Annotated in this window: 18 protein-coding genes and 1 pseudogene; 5 read left to right on the forward strand and 14 right to left on the reverse strand. The window is 63.4% G+C overall.

Features of this window, described 5'->3' with window-relative positions:
* The 9 genes and pseudogenes from FQ775_RS20670 to FQ775_RS20710 all read right to left on the reverse strand — a co-directional run.
* Positions 1–381: pseudogene (locus FQ775_RS20670) on the reverse strand (imelysin family protein); the annotation flags it as partial.
* A complete protein-coding gene (locus FQ775_RS20675; protein WP_246730401.1) occupies positions 378–1,877 on the reverse strand; it encodes a di-heme oxidoreductase family protein in 1,500 nt (499 codons plus the stop codon). The gene FQ775_RS20675 and the pseudogene FQ775_RS20670, both read right to left, overlap by 4 nt.
* Positions 1,878–1,959: 82 nt before the next feature.
* On the reverse strand, positions 1,960–2,445 hold the full coding sequence (gene bfr / locus FQ775_RS20680) for a bacterioferritin (protein WP_146300867.1): 486 nt from the start codon (positions 2,443–2,445) through the stop codon (positions 1,960–1,962).
* Positions 2,411–2,722, reverse strand: coding sequence for a (2Fe-2S)-binding protein (locus FQ775_RS20685; RefSeq protein WP_146300868.1), 312 nt, complete (start codon positions 2,720–2,722; stop codon positions 2,411–2,413). Before FQ775_RS20685 ends, bfr begins: the two co-directional genes overlap by 35 nt.
* A 74-nt stretch (positions 2,723–2,796) precedes the next feature.
* On the reverse strand, positions 2,797–4,089 hold the full coding sequence (locus FQ775_RS20690; protein WP_146300869.1) for an imelysin family protein: 1,293 nt from the start codon (positions 4,087–4,089) through the stop codon (positions 2,797–2,799).
* Between the two features lie 197 nt (positions 4,090–4,286).
* The gene (locus FQ775_RS20695; protein WP_146300870.1) at positions 4,287–4,760 is read right to left on the reverse strand and encodes a MaoC family dehydratase; all 474 of its coding nucleotides are present in this window, start codon (positions 4,758–4,760) and stop codon (positions 4,287–4,289) included.
* Between the two features lie 87 nt (positions 4,761–4,847).
* Complete coding sequence (locus FQ775_RS20700; RefSeq protein WP_146300871.1) at positions 4,848–6,116, reverse strand: alpha-hydroxy-acid oxidizing protein; 1,269 nt, start codon at positions 6,114–6,116, stop codon at positions 4,848–4,850.
* 21 nt (positions 6,117–6,137) lie between these two features.
* A complete protein-coding gene (locus FQ775_RS20705; RefSeq protein WP_146300872.1) occupies positions 6,138–6,569 on the reverse strand; it encodes a phasin family protein in 432 nt (143 codons plus the stop codon).
* 87 nt (positions 6,570–6,656) lie between these two features.
* Complete coding sequence (locus FQ775_RS20710; protein WP_146300873.1) at positions 6,657–7,958, reverse strand: DUF445 domain-containing protein; 1,302 nt, start codon at positions 7,956–7,958, stop codon at positions 6,657–6,659.
* A 193-nt stretch (positions 7,959–8,151) separates the two neighbouring features.
* Between FQ775_RS20710 and FQ775_RS20715 the strand changes: the two genes are divergently transcribed.
* On the forward strand, positions 8,152–8,640 hold the full coding sequence (locus FQ775_RS20715; protein ID WP_167813078.1) for a phasin family protein: 489 nt from the start codon (positions 8,152–8,154) through the stop codon (positions 8,638–8,640).
* 86 nt (positions 8,641–8,726) lie between these two features.
* Here FQ775_RS20715 and FQ775_RS20720 read toward each other — a convergent pair whose 3' ends face one another.
* Positions 8,727–9,497 (reverse strand): GNAT family N-acetyltransferase, encoded by a 771-nt coding sequence (locus FQ775_RS20720; RefSeq protein WP_246730200.1) that lies wholly within the window; start codon positions 9,495–9,497, stop codon positions 8,727–8,729.
* A gap of 311 nt (positions 9,498–9,808) precedes the next feature.
* Here FQ775_RS20720 and FQ775_RS20725 point away from each other — a divergent pair, with 311 nt between their 5' ends.
* A complete protein-coding gene (locus FQ775_RS20725; protein WP_146300875.1) occupies positions 9,809–11,683 on the forward strand; it encodes an ATP-binding protein in 1,875 nt (624 codons plus the stop codon).
* Between the two features lie 11 nt (positions 11,684–11,694).
* Complete coding sequence (locus FQ775_RS20730; protein WP_146300876.1) at positions 11,695–12,081, forward strand: response regulator; 387 nt, start codon at positions 11,695–11,697, stop codon at positions 12,079–12,081.
* A gap of 65 nt (positions 12,082–12,146) precedes the next feature.
* On the opposite strand, the gene FQ775_RS20735 is transcribed toward FQ775_RS20730, so the two are convergent.
* Both FQ775_RS20735 and FQ775_RS20740 read right to left on the reverse strand, forming a co-directional pair.
* Positions 12,147–12,554 (reverse strand): response regulator, encoded by a 408-nt coding sequence (locus FQ775_RS20735; RefSeq protein WP_146300877.1) that lies wholly within the window; start codon positions 12,552–12,554, stop codon positions 12,147–12,149.
* Positions 12,555–12,564: 10 nt separating this feature from the next.
* Entirely contained in the window at positions 12,565–13,935 is a 1,371-nt protein-coding gene (locus FQ775_RS20740; RefSeq protein WP_146300878.1) for an aminotransferase class I/II-fold pyridoxal phosphate-dependent enzyme, read from the reverse strand.
* Positions 13,936–14,288: 353 nt separating this feature from the next.
* Here FQ775_RS20740 and FQ775_RS20745 point away from each other — a divergent pair, with 353 nt between their 5' ends.
* A complete protein-coding gene (locus tag FQ775_RS20745) occupies positions 14,289–16,673 on the forward strand; it encodes a putative bifunctional diguanylate cyclase/phosphodiesterase (RefSeq protein ID WP_146300879.1) in 2,385 nt (794 codons plus the stop codon).
* A 15-nt stretch (positions 16,674–16,688) separates the two neighbouring features.
* Here the strand turns inward: FQ775_RS20745 and FQ775_RS20750 are convergent, their stop codons facing one another.
* Together FQ775_RS20750 and tlpA are read right to left on the reverse strand one after the other, a co-directional pair.
* Positions 16,689–16,865 carry a hypothetical protein gene (locus FQ775_RS20750; protein WP_167813081.1) on the reverse strand — a complete coding sequence of 59 codons (177 nt, stop codon included), beginning with the start codon at positions 16,863–16,865 and terminating at the stop codon, positions 16,689–16,691.
* A 135-nt stretch (positions 16,866–17,000) separates the two neighbouring features.
* Positions 17,001–17,675 (reverse strand): thiol:disulfide interchange protein TlpA, encoded by a 675-nt coding sequence (gene tlpA / locus FQ775_RS20755; protein ID WP_146300880.1) that lies wholly within the window; start codon positions 17,673–17,675, stop codon positions 17,001–17,003.
* Positions 17,676–17,701: 26 nt separating this feature from the next.
* Between tlpA and argH the strand changes: the two genes are divergently transcribed.
* On the forward strand, positions 17,702–19,102 hold the full coding sequence (argH, locus tag FQ775_RS20760; protein WP_146300881.1) for an argininosuccinate lyase: 1,401 nt from the start codon (positions 17,702–17,704) through the stop codon (positions 19,100–19,102).
* The last annotated feature ends 22 nt before the right edge of the window (positions 19,103–19,124 follow it).

Consider the following 19,124-nt stretch of genomic DNA (forward strand, 5'->3'; position numbering starts at 1 on the left):
CGTTGCCAGCAGTGCCTGCACCTGCTTCAGCCCGATGCTGCGCCGGTCGGGCCAGAACAGAATTCGTTCCAGGCGGTTGTCTTCGCGCACCGGACCGAACCGGACCATCTCGGCCACCGACCATGCCACCGCCGCGTTCCTGAAAGCGGAACGCGCTTCGGCGAGCGTTTCCGATCCGGGCGCGTTGCAAAGAGACGCCATGTCGTCCTGCAGCCTGGCCGAGGCCGCCGCAAAGTCTCTGTAGGCCGGTCGGATCGCGTCTTCGATGGCGCCAAGCTCCATTTCGCTCGTCGCGCCTTTGTCGGCGGCGCGTGCCGGGGCTGGAAGAGTGAAGGCGCTCGGGACAAGGGCAGCGAGGACGACTACCGCGAGTCGCATCATAGGGACTCCAGGAAACGGATCAGCGCGTCGCGTTCCGCCTTCGCCAGGGCCGCGAAACCGTCGCGCGCAGCCTCGCCTTCGCCGCCATGCCAAAGAATGGCCTCGGTAAGGTTGCGGGCCCGCCCGTCGTGCAGGAAGAAGGTGTGGCCGCTCACCGTCTCCGTGAGGCCGATGCCCCACAATGGCGGGGTGCGCCATTCTCCACCGCGCGCATCGCCGACGATCTGCCAGTCGGTGAGCTCAAGTCCCATATCGTGAAGCAGAAAATCGGAGTAGGGCCAGATCAGCTGGAAAGCGTGGGCGTCGTTGGGCGCGTCACGCCGGGTGACGAATTTCGGCGTGTGGCAGGACGCGCAGCCGAGGTCGTAGAAGACCTGCTTGCCGTGCAGCACCTGCGGGTCAGCGACGTCGCGTCGCGCCGGCACGGCGAGGTTCTGGGAGTAGAAGGTGACGAGGTCGAGCACCGGGTCCGGCGCCTCGCTGTCGCCCAGCCTTTCCTGCACCCCGGTGGCGGCGGCCAGACAATCGGCCTGCGCCTCGGTGCAATCGCCCCAATGGCGCAGCGCGTCGGGGCTGGAGATGCCGATATCGCCGGCGAAGGCATCCGCCGCCTGCTGGCGTAGCGACCCAGTCTGTGCCTTCCAGCCGAAACGGCCGAGCGCCAGTTCTCCGCTCTTGCCATCGCGCACGATGTTCGGCTTGCCGGAGATACCGTCGCCGTCAGCGTCGTCTGCATCGGCAAGGGCCAGGATGTCGGCCGGGTGAATCTGTTCTATCAGCCCCAGCCCGATCATCGCCGGGGTCACGCGCGGAGAAAGCGTCGTGCTGATATCCATCGGCCCGTAGGCGAGGTCGGTGACGGAATAGTCCGGCCGCCGCATCGGCACCTCGGTACCGTCGCCAAGCGTGACGGTGAATTCCTCGTAGGCGATCTCCATCCGGCCCTCGGCGCGCAGCCCCGGGACCGCCAGATCCTGCAACTGGCTGCCATAGACCGGGTCGGGCAGGTTGAGCAGCGTCTTGTCTTTCAGGAGCGCCTGCTCCTCGGGCGTTCGCGGCGCCCGCGACAGCCGCAGGAACATCGAGGTCGCGTCGCTGTCGCCCTCCGGCGGGTGGCCGCGTCCGTCCTTCAGGTGACAACTCTGGCAGGCTCGGGCGTTGAAAAGCGGGCCAAGCCCGTCCGAAGCCTGGGTCGAAGAGGGCGACGACACCCAGAGCTTGCGAAAAAGCGCGTTGCCGAGCTTGAAGGTGCCTTCTTCCTCGAAGCTCAGATTGGCCGACGGCTGTGAGAAGGCGTCGCGGTTGGCGAGCTTGCGCGAGGTCGCCGCCCCGCCCGGCAGCGCTTCGTATCTTTCGGGCTTGGAAAAGTCTTGGGCAGGACGCGTCACACGCTCGACGCGCGCTTGGTCTTCCGGTGTCAGGTCATCGCGAACGGTCGGCAGCCCGTCCGGCGCGGCTGTCGCCACCGTTGCACCGACCACGCCCGCCACGGTCATGGTCAGCCACATCGGTCCCGGTCGTGTTCTGCGTGCGAGCATTCGGTCATTACACCGTCTGGACGGCCGCACGCGTGGGAAGCTATTCGGCTTCGTCAGCCGGATCCGCGTTGAGCAGGCCGTAGTTCTTGTCGCCGATCGACTTCAGGAGATCGAGCTGCGTTTCGAGGAAATCGATGTGACCTTCTTCGTCCGCGAGCAGTTCCTCGAACAGTTGCATCGTCACGTAGTCACCGAGATCGCGGCAGATGTCGCGCGACTTTTTGTAGGAGGTGCGGGCGTCATATTCGCCTGCAAGGTCGGCTTCCAGGACTTCCTTGACGTTCTGGCCGATCTTGAGCGGCGCCACCGACTGCAGATTGGGATGGCCCTCTAGAAAGATGATGCGCGCGACAAGCTTGTCGGCATGGTGCATCTCCTCGATCGACTCGGCCCGTTCCTTCCTCGCCAGCTTGGTGTAGCCCCAGTCTTCCAGCAGCCGGTAGTGCAGCCAGTACTGGTTGACGGCGCCAAGTTCCAGAAACAGGGCCTCGTTAAGCCGCTCGATGATTTGTTTTTCGCCCTTCATGACGCCTGCTCCCGAATTGGCCGCGCAATCCGCGGACGCGGTCCAGATGTAGCACGATATCCGGTTCGGCCGCAGCCGATCGAGCATGATACTCCTCGGTGACCCGGATGATCGTTTCCACCACATTTGGGAAGCAGCCGCAACAGCGTCCACGCTTGGCCAGCGCATGATAGACCTTGGCCGGAACGATGAGCTGCCACGGATCGGCGTCGAGCAGGCCGACGATCGTGTCCTCGATCTCCTTCTGGGTAATCAGGTTGCAGTGACAGACAAGCATTCTGCTGTTTTTCCTGGGCTGGCGGCCGCGGGTGGCAAGCTGGCTGATCGTCCTTATCTAGTGTGCGGACACGCTCACTGGAATACGGCGCCGGGATCGTCGAGGCTGTCGGAACGTTCAAACGCGATCGCGCCGAGTTCCAGCGCGGCCACTGCCCGTTCGATGGATCGGGTCTGGTCGACGAGCGCGTCGATCGCCGCCTGCACGAGTACGTTTCCTTCGTCGTTTCCTTCATCGATCAGCTGGTCGTAGGCCTCGCCGCTTTCGGCGCGTGCGGCGATCACCTCCATGGCCGCGACGGTTTTGTCGAGCTTCGCATTTAGTTCGGCGTCGAGATCAGCATCCTTTTCGCCCACCAGATCGGCAAGCGAGGCGCCTTCGACAACGCTGCCGTCGATGCGCTGGTAGCGGCCCTTATAAACGTTGCGGATGCCGACAGCGTCATAAAGATGCGAATTATGCGTGTTGTCGGAAAAGCAGTCGTGCTCTTCCTCGGGGTCGTGCAGGAGCAGACCGAGCTTCATGCGCTCGCCTGCAAGTTCGCCGTACGAAAGCGAGCCGAGGCCCGTCAGGATCGCCGCGACACCGGCCTTCGGATCGTCGTTTAGCGTCTTGCGCGCTGCACCATCCGCCGTCCAGTTCGCCACCATCTCCTCGAGGTCGGCGATGAGCAGGTCGGACGCGGCAGCCAGATACTGGGCGCGGCGTTCGCAGTTTCCGCCGGTGCAGTTGGCGGCGTCAAAGTCCGTGTGAGGGCGTTTGCCCGCGCCCGCCCCGGTGCCATTCAGGTCCTGGCCCCAGAGCAGGAACTCGATCGCATGATAGCCGGTCGCGACATTGGCCTCTATCTCGCCCGCCTCATGCAGCGTCTCGGACAGGAATTCCGGTGTGATCGCGCTCGCGTCGACCGGCTGGCCGTTGATGGTCACCTGCGCGTTGGCGATCACATTCGCCGTATAGAGGCCGTTGTCATCGGATTCCGTGCCGTAGGTCGCGTCGACATAGTCGATCAGGCCTTCGTCCAGCGGCCAGGCGTTCACGCGACCTTCCCAGTTGTCGACGATCGCGTTGCCGAAGCGGTAGGCCTCGGTCTGCTGGTAGGGCACGCGCGCGGCGAGCCATGCGGCCTTGGCCGAGCCCAGCGCCTCAGCCGATGGCGACACGATCAGCGCATCAACGGCGGCGTCCAGCGCTTTTGCCGTCGTGAGCGAGTCCTCGTATTTCGCCAGCGCGATGTCGGCGTAGGTTGCAAGCACCGCCTTGACGTCGGTGTCCGCCGAGGCGGGCTGCAGCGTGAACGCGCCTGACATGGCGCAGGTGGCGACGGTCGCCGCAAAGTGAAGGGCCCGCGGGGCGGGAAAAAGCATCTGGTCCTCCAATCGACCGGGTTCAAGGCCCAATTATCAAAGGCGTGCGTTCTGTCTCGCGCCGGGCATAAAGACTCCGCCGCTTGCTCATGTCAAACGGAAAGCGCCTGAAAGTGTATGAAAATCAATAGTTTAGAACTATTCTAAACTGACTTGACGGTCAAAGTCATGTTTTGGCGCATCTGACGGTCATGCGCCTATTCCGCGTCCGGGCCGGCCACAAGCAAAACCAGCGTGTCGGCGACAAGGGCGGGCCGCTCCTCTCCCTCGATCTCGACCACGTTGTAGTTCTTCATCAGATATTGGCCGTTGCTCTTCTTTTCGAAGGATTTGAGCTTCGAGCGCATGCGCACGCGCGCGCCGGCGCGCACCGGCGACAGGAAGCGTACCTTGTCGAGCCCGTAGTTGAAGGCCGCGACGGTGCCCTCGGGTGCCGCGCCGATGTCGTAGCTCATCACGGCCAGCAGCGAGAGGGTCAGATAGCCATGCGCCACTGTCGCGCCATACGGGCTTTCGGAGCGCGCCCTTTCCACGTCGATGTGGATCCACTGCCGGTCGCGGGTCGTGTCCGCGAACTGGTCGATCATCGCCTGGTCGACGGTAATCCACTCGGACACGCCCAGTTCCTCGCCGGCCCGGCCGGGCATGTCCGCGAATGTCGACTTGGCCATCAAGCGTATCCTCTTCGTTCGGCCGCCCGCGCGCGGGGCGTGGGCGGCGAAGCTAATCTCATTTGTCAGCAAATGGAATTGAGTGGTTCAGCTATGGGGCTCCAGGCAATACGGCCCGAGATCGGCTACACGCGAGAGCCCGCACAGCGCCAGCGTCAGGTCGAGTTCGGCGACGATGTTGCGGATCACCTCACGCACGCCGGCCTCTCCCGCGATCGCCAGGCCGTAGACGTAAGGTCGGCCGACAAGCACGGCGTCGGCGCCGAGCGCCAGGGCCTTGGCGACATCGCTGCCAGTGCGGATGCCGGAATCGAGCAGCACCGGCAAGCCGCCGGCGGCAGCGACCACCGCAGGCAACGCGTCGAGCGTCGCGGTTTCGCCGTCGACCTGGCGCCCGCCATGATTGGAGACCACGATGCCGTCAACGCCATGCTCGAGCGCGAGGGCCGCGTCCTCGGCATGGCGGATGCCCTTGAGCAGGATCGGCAGCCGGGTCATGTCGCGCAGCCTGGCTATGTCGCTCCAGCCGAGGTCGGGACGCGAATAGGTGGCGGTGAAATGCGCCACTGCGGCACGCATCCGCGAAAGTGGCAGGTCGAAGGTGCGGCCCTTGCGATAAAGGCTGAGCGCGGTCGAGACGATGTCGAGGCCGCGCGGTTTCACGCCGGTATCGGGCGGCGATGACGGCACCTTGCCGCGGAAAACCGGGTCCGAGAGATATTGCGCCAGGCCAAGCCCGCGCAAAAAAGGAAGATAGGCGAGGTCGAGGTCGCGCGGCCGCCAACCGAGCAATGTCGTGTCCAGTGTCACGACGATCGCCTCGCAGCCCGATTGTTCGGCACGCCCGACCAGCGAACGCACGAAGTCGTCATCGCTCGACCAGTAGAGCTGGAACCAGCGCGGCGTATCTCCCATCGCAGAGGCGCAGCCTTCCATGGGAACCGAGGCCTGGTTCGAGAAGATCATGCCGCAGCCTTCCGCGGCAGCAGCGCGCGCCACCGCAAGGTCGGCCTGCGCATGCACCATCTCCAGAACGCCGACCGGGGCGAGGAGCAGCGGCGCCTTGTGCTTGCGGCCGAGCAGCGTCACCGAAAGGTCGCGCACCGAGACATCGTTGAGGACGCGTGGCACGAAGCGATGCCGGTCGAACGCGGACCGGTTGGCGGCCATCGTGCTTTCCATGCCCGCGCCGCCGATGATGTAGGCCGCCGCCTCCTGGCTCATCTTGCGTGCGGCCGCGGCCTCGAGCTTCGCCGGCGCGACCGGGACCAGCGGTCGCGTGCCGCCGGCGCCGGTCACATAGACCTCCATCTGGCGCTGGCGGCCTGGCGCTGCCGGCGGCGGAGCCTCGCTCATCTGGTTCGGACCCTGCGATCGCTAGCTCTTCTTGTCGTAACCTTCTCGTATCTCCGCCATCGCCTCGCGAATGCGTTCGCGCAGGATTTCCACCGATTCGCTGGACGACTTCCGCATCACCTCTCCGATCTCGCTGGCGTTCTTCACCGCGGACTCGAACGAACGCCGCGCAAAGTCGGACTGCCTGGACATGAGTTCCTGCGGGGAGGCTCCCGAGCCGAGATCGCGCGCCATCTCCGAAACCTCGCGCAACGTTTCTTCGAGCGCGGTGCGCTGCCTGGAAAAGACGTCCGTGGCGCCGCTGGCCGCTGCCCTGGATGCCTTCTCGAAGGCCTCGAGGTTCTTGCGGTGATGTTCGATCACCCGCTCGATGTCCATGCTGGGCATCTTCAGGTCTTCTCCCAGCCGAGCGAACATGTCGATGATGGAATCGGATTGCGGTTTTTTCGCCATTCTGGTCCTCCCATGCTTCTGCACTGGCAAGGCGGCCGTCGCGACCGGACGCCGACAAGAACGAGATTAGGCGCTGGGCGCGCCGCGTCAATCGGCGAGCAGCAGCAGGTCTCCTAAATGCAGCGCCAGTCCGGCAAGCCCTCCGACGATCATGCCGTTGAAGCGGATATATTGCAGGTCGCGGCCGATATTGATCTCGATGATGCGCGTGAGCTGGTCGAGATCCCAGCTTTTGACCTGCTCGGCCACAAAGGTCGCCACGCCGCTTTTCTGGCTGTCGATGAAGGATGCCAGCATGGCGACGAACCCGGCATTCATGTCGGCGCGCACCTTCGGATCGACTGCCAGCTGCGAACCGATATTGACCAGCAGGCCGGAGAGGTGTTCGCGGATCCTCGAATTGGGGCGCCCGGCGTCCTCGATCACATAGGCGCGCAAGCCCTGCCACAAGCCTTCCGCCATGCGCGAAAGTTCGGGGCGGGCGAGAAAATCGCGTTTCAAACGCTCGGCGCGTGCCGCGTAGTCGGGTGACGTGCGCAACTGCTCAATGAACCGGGCGACGAAACGATCGAACTCCAGCCGCAGCGGGTGATCCGGGTCATCGCGCGCCTCGTCCAAGAGCATGCCGGCAGACGCGACGATCTTGCGCACCAGATAGGCGTCGGCGCGAAACAGGCCTGCGAGCGTCGGCAGTTCGTCTCGTACCCTGTCGCGCATCACCGCCAGCGCCTGCTCGTCGTTGAGGAAGCGACCGAGTGCTACGATCAGTTCGTCGAAAAGCCGTTGATGTCGGCGTTCGGCCGTCACGGCTCCCAGCAGCTCGGCCGCCAGTGGCGCCAGGCGTACCTGTTCGATCTGGTCGTTCATGCGCGCGGCGAGAAAGCGCGGCAGCCCGGACTGTTCCACTGCGTCGGCAGCCTGTGGTGCAAGCCTTGTGATGAAACGCGCCAGTCCGTCGGAGCGCTTGGGATCGGCAAGCCAGTCCGACACCATCGCCGCGAAGTCAATTTCGCCGAGCTTGGCGCGGATCGGCCCCGGAGCCAGGAAATTGGCTTCGATGAAACGGCCGAGGTTGTCGGCAATTCGCGTCTTGTTGGCAGGAATGATGGCAGTGTGAGGGATCGGCAGGCCCATTGGTCGCCGAAAAAGTGCCACCACGGCATACCAGTCGGCGATGCCGCCTATGGCAGCGGCTTCGGCAAAGGCCGCGACGAAGCCGAGCCCGGGCAAGGAAGCTTCGAGCAGCCGTGCCGCCGCGAACAGGCCTATGCAGCAGACCAGAATTGTGGTCGCGGCCAATTTCGTTCGCCGCAGGGCGGCGAGCTTTTCCGCGTCTGCGCTGGCCGTCACGCCGTCCGGATGATCAACGACATCGTTCTGGCTGCTCATGGAGCGCTCTCCCTGGCCGAATCCGCGACCCATAGGCAGATATCGGCGTCCAGGTCCGGCAATGCCAGTCAGGGGAATTTATGATGCAGTGCACAAAAAATGTTGCACTGCACAATGCGCCTTCCTATATGAGGAGTGTCCCCGGGCCGGAATGGCCGGGGATCACCATGGCTTGAAAAGAATGGAGACAGAAATGACCCGCAAGAACACCGCCGGCAAGACCGGTACCGAGACCTATTTCGACCAGTTCAAGAAGTCCTTCGAGGCGATCCAGGGCCAGATTGAAGTGCCCGCCGCTGCTCGCGAATTCGTCCAGCGCGGTGCCGTCAATGCCCGCGAGCGCGCCGACACGCTTCATGCAGGCGCGACGGACGCGGCCTCATCGGCCGAAAAGCTCGCCACTGCTTTCGTCGGCGGCTACGCAAACGTCGCGCGCGACATCGTCGATGTGACCTTCGACAATGTCCGCCATGGCTTTGAGACGATCGAGAAGCTTGCCGGTGCAAAGACCGTCGGTGACGCCCTTGAGGTCCAGTCGGACTTCGTGCGTGAGCGGGCCAAGGCCAACTACGAGCGCTTCTCCAATGCCGCCGAAACAGCCCGCAAGGCCGTTTCCGACGGGACCGAGCAGCTGCGCGCCGAGTTCGTCCGCGTCAACCCGTATTTCGGCAAGGCCGCCTGACGCACATCATCGGAATTCCTGAAAAGGCCCGGAGCGGTCCGGGCCTTTTTTGTGCGGTCAGTCTGGAGTGCGCGGGCACGCGGGATTCAGTCGGAAGTTCGGTTGCGGCGTAGTCCCAGCGCCGTGATCTGGAAATCCGCGACAGCGCGCGTCAGTCCGGCCAACGCTTGCGCGAGGTCGCCGCTCTGTTGGCCCATGTTCGGGTCAGCCCTCCTTGCAGGGCTCCCCGAGGCGTCAGCCCCAAGACCGGTCAGGTCGATCGCGCCGACGGTCTCCAGATTGGCAAAGGTTAGTCTTGCGCCGAACTTGCGTGCCAGCCCCTTCATCGCCTCGTTGTGAGGGTGCGTGGTGACGTGCAGGGTCTTGTAGCCGAGCATGAGCGCTTGGCCGATCAGCCTTTCGAACAGCCGGCTGCCGATGCCGCGGTTCTGCCACTCCTTTTCGACGCTGAATGCGATTTCTGCCGAATGCGGTTCGCCATCTTTGCGTTCGTGCAACTCGGCGGCGCCGCGCACGGCCCCGTCCGCGATATGGGCAATCACGGTCGTCCCGTCGCCAAAGCAGCGCGTGGCATAGGCTTTCAGGAAATCTTCGTCAGTAACGCCGTTGAACCGGTCGCGCCGGCTCGATGGGTCAAGTCGCAACAAATGGTCGAGAAAGAGCGGGAGATCGGGCGTGCCGAGTTCCCGAATGGATCCTGCAAGCGGCAGGAATGGTGCGGACTGCGCCATCGTCAAACATCTCGCGGTTTTCCTCCCCGAGTCGCTGACTCCTTGCCAGGCTAATATTGTGCGCCGCAACAGGGCGGGCAAGTGTGTTTTGTCGGTGAGACGCCCTGTTTGCGGCAGGTCTGCCACGCGCCCAGCGCATGGCTGGAGCGGAAGGCAGGCCCGGCGGTTGCGGGCGTTCAGGCGATGCCAGCGTTTGCCGCTGCGCTTAGAACTTGTAGCCTATGCGGGCGGTCAGCATGTCGAGACGCGCGTCAATCAGCGTGCCGTCGAACTCGGTAAAGCCGAAATGGGTGTATTTGTTCGTTTCGGCAGAAAAGCGTTATTGGAGTTTCCAATTACCTAACGCCGAAGTTCGCGGCGCCGTGCTCGTTTACGAACTGTCAAAGCCCTTGGCGGAAGATTGCGGGTGATTCGGGCTCTTCGGGCACGAGAGGGGCATGGCAATGGAAATTCTGCGCAGACTCGACGCACTTCTGGAATGGTTGACGCCGCCGCAATACCGCGAGGACCTGCACGTCAAGAAACGCGTGCGCATGTTCCTGATCAGCCATATGTTCGGGCCGATCCTCGGCGCGCCGATCCCGCTGTTCCTCTACATCGCCGACCCCAGTCCCTGGCCGCACGTGCCGCTGCTGGCGGCCTCCATTTTCGCCTTCTGGCTGTTCCCGCTCGCGCTCAAGCTGCTGCCGAACCACTACACCGGCTTGGCGCTGGTCTCGGTGTTCAATCTCAACTTCGCGATCCTGTGGGGCTCCTATCACTATGGCGGGGCGAGTTCACCCTTCCTGATGTGGTTGCTCGTCATGCCGCTGCTTGCCTTCTTCTATCTCGGCTCGAGCATGAACACGCGTGTCATCATCTTCGCGCAGATCGCGTTCGGGCTGGCCTCGTTCTACGCCGCTTTTCTGTTTGAGAACTCCTTCCCGTCCCACATTCATGTGCACGAAATGGTCGAGATCGGTGTCGTCTCGGCCTTCTGCGCCGCCACCTATGTTTTCTTCATGGCGAGCTATTATTCGCGCGTCGTGGACTCGCAGTCCGAGTTGCTCAAGGAGATCGACCGGCACCGCGGGACGATGCAGATGTTGCGTGCCTCCAAGGAAGAGGCCGAGCGCGCCAACGGCGCCAAGTCCGAATTTTTGGCCAAGATGAGCCACGAGTTGCGCACCCCGCTCAACGCCGTCATCGGCTATTCCGAGATATTGCTTGAGGACGCCGAGATCGAAGGCCGAGGCGAGGAGATCGCCGATCTCCAGAAGATCAGCGCTGCCGGCAAGCACTTGCTGGCCATGGTCAACGACATCCTCGACATCTCCAAGATCGAGGCCGGCAAGATGGAGCTCAATCTGGAATCTGTCGACCTTGCCCGCCTTGTCGACGAGATCGAATCGACCGGCCGGCCGCTCGCCGCCAAGAACACCAATGCCTTCGTCGTTGAGCGTGGCGACAATCTGGGCACGATGACCGCCGACGCCACCAAGCTGCGCCAGGCGATCTTCAACCTGCTGTCCAACGCGGCCAAGTTTACTCAGAGCGGTGAAATCACGTTGTCGGCCCGCCGCGAGCGTCGTGAAAACACCGAATGGGTGGTGATTTCGGTACGCGATACCGGCGCCGGCATCGCGCGCGAACAGCAGGCCCATCTGTTCTCGAATTTCTCGCAGGCCAATCCGGCGATCGCCGCCAAATATGGCGGCACTGGCCTGGGCCTTTCGCTGTCGCAGAACCTGTGCCGGCTGATGGGCGGCTGGATCGCGGTCGAAAGCGAACTTGGCAAGGGCTCCTGCTTCTCGATCCACCTGCCGGCCGGGCAGCCGGCGGCGGGTGATCCGACCGAAGACGACATGCTGTCTGACGCCCTCGCCGACCAGCGCGGCCGCAAGGCCGGCTTTGCCGGCATGTCGAGCGTCGAAAGCGGGCCGCGCCAGAAGATCCTCATCGTCGACGACGACGTTGTCTTCCTCGAATTGGCCGAGCGTCTGCTGGTCAAGGAAGGTTACAGCCCGGTCTGTACTGACGCGCCTGAATCGGTGCTGCAGATCGCGCGCACCGTGATGCCGGCGGCCGTTCTTGTCGACATCCAGATGCCTGGCCTCAACGGCTGGGACGTGCTCGACACGCTGAAGTCGGATCCTACCACCACCAAGATACCGGTCTTCATGCTGTCCATATACGAGGAACGCCACAAGGCGCGCGAAAACGGGGCATCAGGCCTGATCTCTAAGCCTCTTGACGTCAGCAAGCTGAAGGCGGCCATGCGGTCCGTAGAACATGATCAGGCAAGCGACCAGAAACGGCGCGCTGCCGGCTAGGAGCGAAGACAATGACACTTGTGCTCATCATCGAGGACAACCCGATCAACCGAGACGTTCTTGGCCGCCGCCTCGAGCGCCGCGGTTACTCCATCCGGTTTGCCGAGGATGGCCCCACCGGTATCAGGGCGGCCGGCGAGGTCATGCCCGACGTGATCCTGATGGATATCGGCCTCGGCGAGATGGACGGCTGGGAAGCCACCCGGCGCATCAAGGCAGACGGCAAGACGAGCGACATTCCGATCATCGCCCTGACCGCGAGTGCCTTTGAATCCGACCGGATCAAGAGCCTTGAAGCCGGGTGCTGCGACTTCGACACCAAGCCGGTCGATCTCGCGCGATTGCTGGGCAAGATCGAGCGCAGCCTTGGCCAACCGGGCACGGTGCCTGCCGCCTGAGCCATAAGGGAAGGCCCGACGCCTCCTGGCACCGGCGGGCCGTTCTTGCGTCGATCCGGCCAGGATCAGGCCGCGTTGCGGACGTCCTGCGAAGTCAGCATCGCACGCAGCTTCTGGAAGTCGAGCGGCTTTTGCTGAAGATAGGGGACGTTGAGACCCAACGCTTCGGCTTTTGCCTGCGTCTCGCGCAATACCCGCTCATCCTCGCCACTGACGATCAGGATTCGGCCGGCAAAGCGGGCCTCCGCGAGCAGTGTCATCAGCCCCAGCGCGTCGACATTGGGCATGTTGATGTCCAGCGCCATGATATCCGGCGAGAGCGCCCGCGCGAGGTTGATCACCCCGCGCGAATCCGAGGTGGCGAAGGCCTCGTAGCCGCAGCGTTCCGCCACGCGGACGATGAGTTCGGCCGATGCGGCGTCATCATCGACCGCCAGCAATCGCAGTGGCCGCTTGTCGCTCTGCTGCTCCATGTCCCTTTCCTCAGGCGGCGTGCGTCGCCGCTTCCCAGCTACGCACCGAGGCCGGCGACGGGTCGTTCTCGCGATAGGAACGGAACTCCAGATCGGCGCTGCGCAAGGCGTCGCGCATCATGTGCACCAGCAGGTCGACATCTTCATGCGAGTGGTCGGCCATGACTTGCACGCGGAAACGGGCGCCGCCCTGCGGAACGGCCGGATACTCGACCAGGTTGGCGATCGCGCCCAGCGAGGCGAGCTCGCGGGAGGCGATGCGCGCCAGGCCCTCTGCGCCGACGCGAACCGGGACGATCGGCGACGGGTCGCCAAGCGTCTCCATGCCGACCTTGGTCATCTCGTTGCGCATGTAGAGGATATTGTCCATCAGGCGCCTGCGGCGCTGCCGGCCTTCCTCGGAGCGCACGATGTCGAACGCCGCCAGGACGGCTGCCGCCTGTACCGGTGACAAGGCATTCGAGAAGGTCTGCGTGGCACTGTAATATTTCAGGTATTCCGCCGTCGCACGCGACTTCACGGCGACGAAGCCGCCATTGGACGCAAACGTCTTGGAGAAGCTGCCGATGATGATATCGACATTGTCGAGCATGTTCTGCAGCCCGAGATGGCCGAGACCATCATCGCCGATGCAGCCGAAATCGTGCGCGCAGTCTACCAGCAGCACGGCGTTGTACTCGTCGCAGGTCGCCCGCAGGGCGGCGATGTCCGGCGTGTCCGAGTGCATCGAGAACAGGCTCTCCGTCACCACGAGGATGCCGTTGTCCTTGTCCGCGTTGCGGATGCGGTGCAGCCTGCGTGCCAGGCCATCGATGTTCAGATGGCCGTGGAAATGGATGTTCTGCGTGGCGGCGCGGGCGCCCTCCTGCAGGCAGGAATGGGCCAGCACGTCGAGCACGACGTGATCGTTCGGCCGCACGAGCCCCTGCACGGACGCAAAGCCTGCCGACCAGCCGGTCGGGTAAAGCACGATCTCGCGTCCGTGAACGTAGTCGGAGATGGTCTTCTCCAGGAGCAGCGAGTGCCGCGTATTGCCGAGTAGCGCCGCGGAGCCAGCGCTATGCACGCCGTACTCCTCGATCGCTTCCAGCGCCGCCTGCTTCACCTTCGGATGCGAGGCGAGGCTCAGATAGTCCTGTGAGGCGAAGTTGACGCCGACGATTTCCTCGCCGCAGTCGGTCTTGGCCGAACAGTGCGTCTTCGGGGCCGTCGCGGTCGACTTCGCGTAGGGCCAGAGCCCGTAATCACGTCGCTTGTCCTGCCACTCGAAGAAGCCGTCGGCGCGCCCGAGCAGGTCGGTGCCGGCTGGCTGGCGAAAATCGCGCAGGCTGCCCTTGAGCGCGACTTCCGGGATGACATTCGTCTTGTTGGATTTGAACATTTCAGGCCCCCTTGTTCCCTATGGCTTGCCCATGCTGCGGGAACCCTAGTTCGCCTGCCCACAATGTCGGCTTAACCCGATTGGTTTATTTTTGCTTGTAGCGCTCAGGAACGTGACTTTCGTCAGACATGATCAAAATTCCGTTGAGCAAGCCATTCAATTTCTATGCTTGTTCGAATGGCGCTTTAAGAAGGCCATTTTTCTCGTCTCACTTGGCGGACTTGTGGTTTGCCAAATTAAGTACGGGGTAATATTCATAACGTTTGTCTGCCATCCGTTCTTTGTAGATCCAAGGAAACCGAAACTTAAGCGGTCCCCGATATCCTCCGGGTCACGCAATCGAGGGGGTTGAGTTGCTTTTTCGGGGGTTGGTGCGTCCGCTGGGCGCGAGGCTCGCAGGCGCGGATGAAAAGCTTGATTCCGCCACCCAGGCCAATCTTGTCGCACAGCAGATCAAGGCCGTCGTCGACGTGACGCCGGCCGTGGTCGGCGGAGCGTTTGTCACATCTTGCGTCTTGATCTGGGCCGCGGTCGGCACCGGCGCTTTCCCCGGGATTCTCGTGTGGGCGGCGATGCTTTATGCGATTCTGGCGCGCTCCCTCTGGATCTGGGCCAATGCCCGGCGTGCCGGAGGGCCTTCGAACCTTGGGCCCGGTGCGCGCCGCCGTGTAATCCTCGACACCGCCGTTGCCGGTGCCGTCTGGGGGCTGGCGCCGATCTTGCTCCTTTCGCAGGGATCGATGACTCTCACCATCGTGACGGCAGTTGCGATCGCCGGGGTGCTGAGCGCCGGCGGCCTCGCACTGATCGTGATGCCGGCGGCCGCCTTCGCATTCTCGATGCCGGTTCTCGCCGGTTCGCTGGTGGCGCTCACGCAGATCGGTGACCCCTCGCTCGCTGCCGTGCTGACGCTGCTTCTGGCAAGCTTCGTCACCGTGACCTTGCTCGTCAGCCTGCGTCAGATGCGCGACTTCGTCACGCGCCGCGTGTCGGAACTCAAGATTCGCGAGCAGAACGACATTATCAGCCTGCTGTTGAAGGAGTTCGAGGAGAATTCCTCGGACTGGCTCTGGGAGTTCGATCGCGAGGGGCGGATCGACCGCGTTTCCGACAGGTTTCAGGCCGTAGCGAACCGGCCGCGTGAGGCCTTGGTAGGAACCGACTTCATCGGCTTCCTGGCTTGTCTCGCCGACGGCAACGAGGCCGTCCTTGCCGGTATCCGTTCCTCGATCGCGGCCCGCGAAACCTTCTCGGACATCGAACTGCAGTTCGATGACGGCGGCACCGAGACGTGGTGGCGGCTGACCGGCAAGCCGGCTCGCGACGAGTTCGGCGAGTATGCCGGCTATATCGGTACGGCATCCGACATCACCGCCGAGAAGCAGGCGGAACGGCGCATCTCCTTCCTCGCCCACAACGACGCTCTTACGGGACTGCTGAACCGAGCCCGTTTCACCGAACATCTCAGGCACAATGTCGCAAGGCTGGAGCGGTATGGCTCGCCCTTCGCAGTGCTCTATATGGATCTCGACCAGTTCAAGGCGGTCAACGACAGCCTCGGCCACATGGTCGGCGACAAGCTGCTGGCATTGGTGGCGGAGCGCATCCGCAAGGTGGTGCGCGAGACCGATATTGCCGCGCGCCTGGGGGGCGACGAGTTCGCCCTGATCCTGTCAAAGGAGATAGGGTCTGACGTCCTCGGCCAACTGGCAGCACGCCTGATTGAGGACATTTCGAAGCCCTATGAGATCGACGGTGACTTCGTGTCCATAGGGGCGAGCATCGGCATCGCCATCGCCCCGATCAACGGGACCCGGCCGGACCAGATCCTGCGCAACGCCGACCTGGCATTATACCGCTCGAAGGCGGAGGGCCGAGGGGCCTATCGCTTCTTTGAATCGCAAATGGACTCCGACGTGCGCGAGCGGCGCATGCTCGAGCTCGAATTGCGTCAGGCCCTGAAGGAAGGGGAACTGGTCCTTCATTACCAACCGTTGGTTTCGGCCGAGGACAACCAGCCGAGCGGCTTCGAGGCGCTGGTGCGCTGGAACCATCCCATTCGGGGTCTGGTGCCGCCCTCGGAATTTATTCCGCTTGCCGAGCAGTCAGGCCTGATCAAGCAGATCGGCGACTGGACCATCGAGGCCGCCTGTGCGGCCGCCACCGCCTGGCCCGACGATCTGATCGTTGCGGTCAATCTGTCGGCAAAGCATTTCCAACTGTCCGACATCGTCGCGGTCGTCGCCGCTGCGCTCGACAAGACGGGCCTTCCGCCGCACCGGCTGGAATTGGAGATCACCGAGAGCCTGCTTATCGAGCAGCCCGAAGACGTCATCGAGAAACTGCGCCGGATCAAGGCGCTTGGGGTGACGGTCGCCATGGACGATTTCGGCACGGGCTATTCCAGCCTGTCCTACCTGCTGAAATTCCCTTTCGACAAGATCAAGATCGACAAGTCGTTCGTCACGGCCTCTTCCGAGGATGCGGTTGCACGCGACATCCTCCGGTCGATCGCGTCGCTCGGCAAGACACTCAAGATCCACATCACCGCGGAGGGTGTCGAAACCCAGGAACAGGTCGATTTCCTGCGTGAGATTGCCTGCAACCAGTTGCAGGGCTTTTACTTTGCCCGGCCGCTCGACGAGATGGACTTGGCCGGCTACGTGCTGGCCAATTTTCGCGACGGAACGTCAAAACGCACCGCGTCGAGGGAAATCGAAGCGGCGCGCGCCGGCTGACGCCAGCAGACGTGACTAGAACTCGAACTTGAACCGATTGTCGCCGAACAGGTCGCGGAACGGATCGCGCGGATGTTCCGCATGGCGGGTGCCATTGAACGGCGAACTGGACTCCTTGTCGGATTCCTCACGCGGGACGGTCTCTCCCTGCGAATCGTGGTCGTGGTCGTAAGGCTTTTCGTCCCCGGTCATCATCCCCTCCAACACTGTACGCGTTGCCGGTTACCGTTACGCGCTACCTGACGGCAGCAAACACTCGCCCCAAGATTTGGCGCTTATACTCCCTTCCTTTGGTCGGCGGGTTCACGTTTGCTTACGCCATGTTACCTATTGCGCGCGTTCGAGCGCGGCGCCGATCAGTGCCTTTGCATCCGCGCCCGACCACTCCGCCGGCCCGTTCATGTGTGCCAACAGGCAGCCCTCGGCGTCGACCAGCAGCGTCACGGGCAATCCCAGCGCCAGCGCCCGTTTCTTCAATTCATTGAACAGGCCGAGAGTGTTGTCGCGGTAGTACGCAAGTGATGCCACGCCTGTTTCGCTCAGGAATGCCTTCGGTTTCTGATCGTCGCCCGTGTCGACGTTGACGGCCACCACTTCGAAGTCGGCACCGCCCATATCCCTTTGCAGGGCATCGAGTGCCGGCATCTCGGCCCGGCACGGGGCGCACCACGTCGCCCACAAGTTCATCAGGACCGTCTTGCCTGAAAGGTCGGCGAGCGTCATCGGCTCGCCGGCGGGATCGTTGAAGGCCAGATCGGCGAGCGATCGTGGCGGATCGGCGGCAAGCATGGCCGCGACATCGCCGCGCGCTGCCTCGCCCACTGCCTGCGCCAGACCGACCTTCTCGGAGCATTGGTCACGCCCGCCCGGCGCCTCGGCGGCGATGTTGCCATCACGCTGCGCGGTCACGTATACGGCAAGCGCGCCGGCCGTGATGCCGGCAACCGCCGCTGCCAGGATCAGGCGCGACGCGGGCAGGTTGAGCGTTTTCCAGTCCATCATTCGAACTCCGGCGTCCGGGTAGCATCATGAGCGACAAAAAGACCAGCAACGAAATGTGGGGCGGACGTTTTGCCTCGGGTCCCGCCGCGATCATGGAAGCGATCAACGCCTCGATCGGGTTCGACCGCAAGCTTTACGCGCAGGACATTCGCGGATCGCTGGCGCACAGCGAGATGCTGGCCGAACAGGGCATAATTTCGGCGGCGGATCAAAAGCTTGTTGCTCACGGGCTGAACACGATTCTGCGAGAGATCGAGGACGGCAGCTTCGTCTTCTCGACCGCGCGCGAAGACATCCACATGAACATCGAGGCCCGTCTCGCCGAGCTTGTCGGTCCGGCCGCCGGCCGGCTCCACACGGCTCGCTCGCGCAATGACCAGGTGGCGGTCGACTTCAGGCTCTGGGTCAAGGAGGAACTGCAGGGCACGGCCGAAGCGTTGAAGCGCCTCCTTGCTGCGTTTCTGGTTCGCGCCGAGGAGCATGCAGCCACCGTCATGCCCGGCTTCACCCATCTGCAGACGGCTCAGCCGGTCACTTTCGGCCATCACTGCATGGCTTATGTCGAGATGTTCGGGCGCGATCTGTCGCGGGTTCGCGACGCCATCGAGCGGCTCGATGAGTCGCCATTGGGCGCGGCGGCGCTCGCTGGCACCGGCTTTCCGATCGATCGGAAAAAGACAGCGACCGCACTTGGTTTCCGCGAGCCGACACGCAACTCGATCGACAGCGTCTCGGACCGCGATTTCGCGCTCGAGTTCCTTTCCGTCGCCGCCATCTGCGCCTCTCACCTGTCGCGGCTCGCCGAGGAGATCGTGATCTGGTCGACGCCGCAATTCGGTTTCGTTCGGCTCTCGGATTCCTTTTCGACCGGTTCTTCCATCATGCCGCAGAAAAAGAACCCCGACGCAGCCGAGCTGATCCGCGCCAAGACTGGCCGCGTCAACGGCCATCTCGTCGGCCTGCTCACGGTGATGAAGGGCCTGCCGCTCGCCTATTCCAAGGACATGCAGGAGGACAAGGAGGCGGTCTTCGACGCCGCCGAGGCGCTCGATCTGATGCTCGCAGCCATGACCGGCATGGTCACCGACATGGCGGTCAACAAGGACGCGATGCGAAAGGCGGCAGGCGCCGGCTATTCCACCGCCACGGACCTGGCCGACTGGCTGGTTCGCGTGCTCGGCATACCGTTCAGGGAGGCGCATCACGTGACGGGGCGTGCCGTTGCGCTCGCGGAGGAGCGCCGTGTCGGCCTCGAGAAGCTCGGGCTGGAGGATCTTCAGGCGATTCACCCCGGCATCACCGGCGACGTCTTCTCCGTTCTTTCCGTCAGGAATTCGGTCAAGAGCCGATCGTCCTTCGGCGGCACCGCGCCCTCAGAGGTTCGGCGACAGATACGCTACTGGAAAAAGCGGATCGCCCGGGCCTGAGTGCGAAGTCGCCGGCGATGCC

The organism is Nitratireductor mangrovi, assembly GCF_007922615.2.
Lineage (GTDB): Bacteria > Pseudomonadota > Alphaproteobacteria > Rhizobiales > Rhizobiaceae > Mangrovimarina > Mangrovimarina mangrovi.

What these genes read in the sequence shown, in the direction of transcription:
- FQ775_RS20675 (WP_246730401.1), bottom strand. Translation starts at nt 1,877, where the DNA reads ATGACCGTGGCGGGCGTGGTCGGTGCAACGGTGGCGACAGCCGCGCCG.
- bfr (WP_146300867.1), bottom strand. Translation starts at nt 2,445, where the DNA reads ATGAAGGGCGAAAAACAAATCATCGAGCGGCTTAACGAGGCCCTGTTT.
- FQ775_RS20685 (WP_146300868.1), bottom strand. Translation starts at nt 2,722, where the DNA reads ATGCTTGTCTGTCACTGCAACCTGATTACCCAGAAGGAGATCGAGGAC.
- FQ775_RS20690 (WP_146300869.1), bottom strand. Translation starts at nt 4,089, where the DNA reads ATGCTTTTTCCCGCCCCGCGGGCCCTTCACTTTGCGGCGACCGTCGCC.
- FQ775_RS20695 (WP_146300870.1), bottom strand. Translation starts at nt 4,760, where the DNA reads ATGGCCAAGTCGACATTCGCGGACATGCCCGGCCGGGCCGGCGAGGAA.
- FQ775_RS20700 (WP_146300871.1), bottom strand. Translation starts at nt 6,116, where the DNA reads ATGAGCGAGGCTCCGCCGCCGGCAGCGCCAGGCCGCCAGCGCCAGATG.
- FQ775_RS20705 (WP_146300872.1), bottom strand. Translation starts at nt 6,569, where the DNA reads ATGGCGAAAAAACCGCAATCCGATTCCATCATCGACATGTTCGCTCGG.
- FQ775_RS20710 (WP_146300873.1), bottom strand. Translation starts at nt 7,958, where the DNA reads ATGAGCAGCCAGAACGATGTCGTTGATCATCCGGACGGCGTGACGGCC.
- FQ775_RS20715 (WP_167813078.1), top strand. Translation starts at nt 8,152, where the DNA reads ATGACCCGCAAGAACACCGCCGGCAAGACCGGTACCGAGACCTATTTC.
- FQ775_RS20725 (WP_146300875.1), top strand. Translation starts at nt 9,809, where the DNA reads ATGGCAATGGAAATTCTGCGCAGACTCGACGCACTTCTGGAATGGTTG.
- FQ775_RS20730 (WP_146300876.1), top strand. Translation starts at nt 11,695, where the DNA reads ATGACACTTGTGCTCATCATCGAGGACAACCCGATCAACCGAGACGTT.
- FQ775_RS20735 (WP_146300877.1), bottom strand. Translation starts at nt 12,554, where the DNA reads ATGGAGCAGCAGAGCGACAAGCGGCCACTGCGATTGCTGGCGGTCGAT.
- FQ775_RS20740 (WP_146300878.1), bottom strand. Translation starts at nt 13,935, where the DNA reads ATGTTCAAATCCAACAAGACGAATGTCATCCCGGAAGTCGCGCTCAAG.
- FQ775_RS20750 (WP_167813081.1), bottom strand. Translation starts at nt 16,865, where the DNA reads ATGACCGGGGACGAAAAGCCTTACGACCACGACCACGATTCGCAGGGA.
- tlpA (WP_146300880.1), bottom strand. Translation starts at nt 17,675, where the DNA reads ATGATGGACTGGAAAACGCTCAACCTGCCCGCGTCGCGCCTGATCCTG.
- argH (WP_146300881.1), top strand. Translation starts at nt 17,702, where the DNA reads ATGAGCGACAAAAAGACCAGCAACGAAATGTGGGGCGGACGTTTTGCC.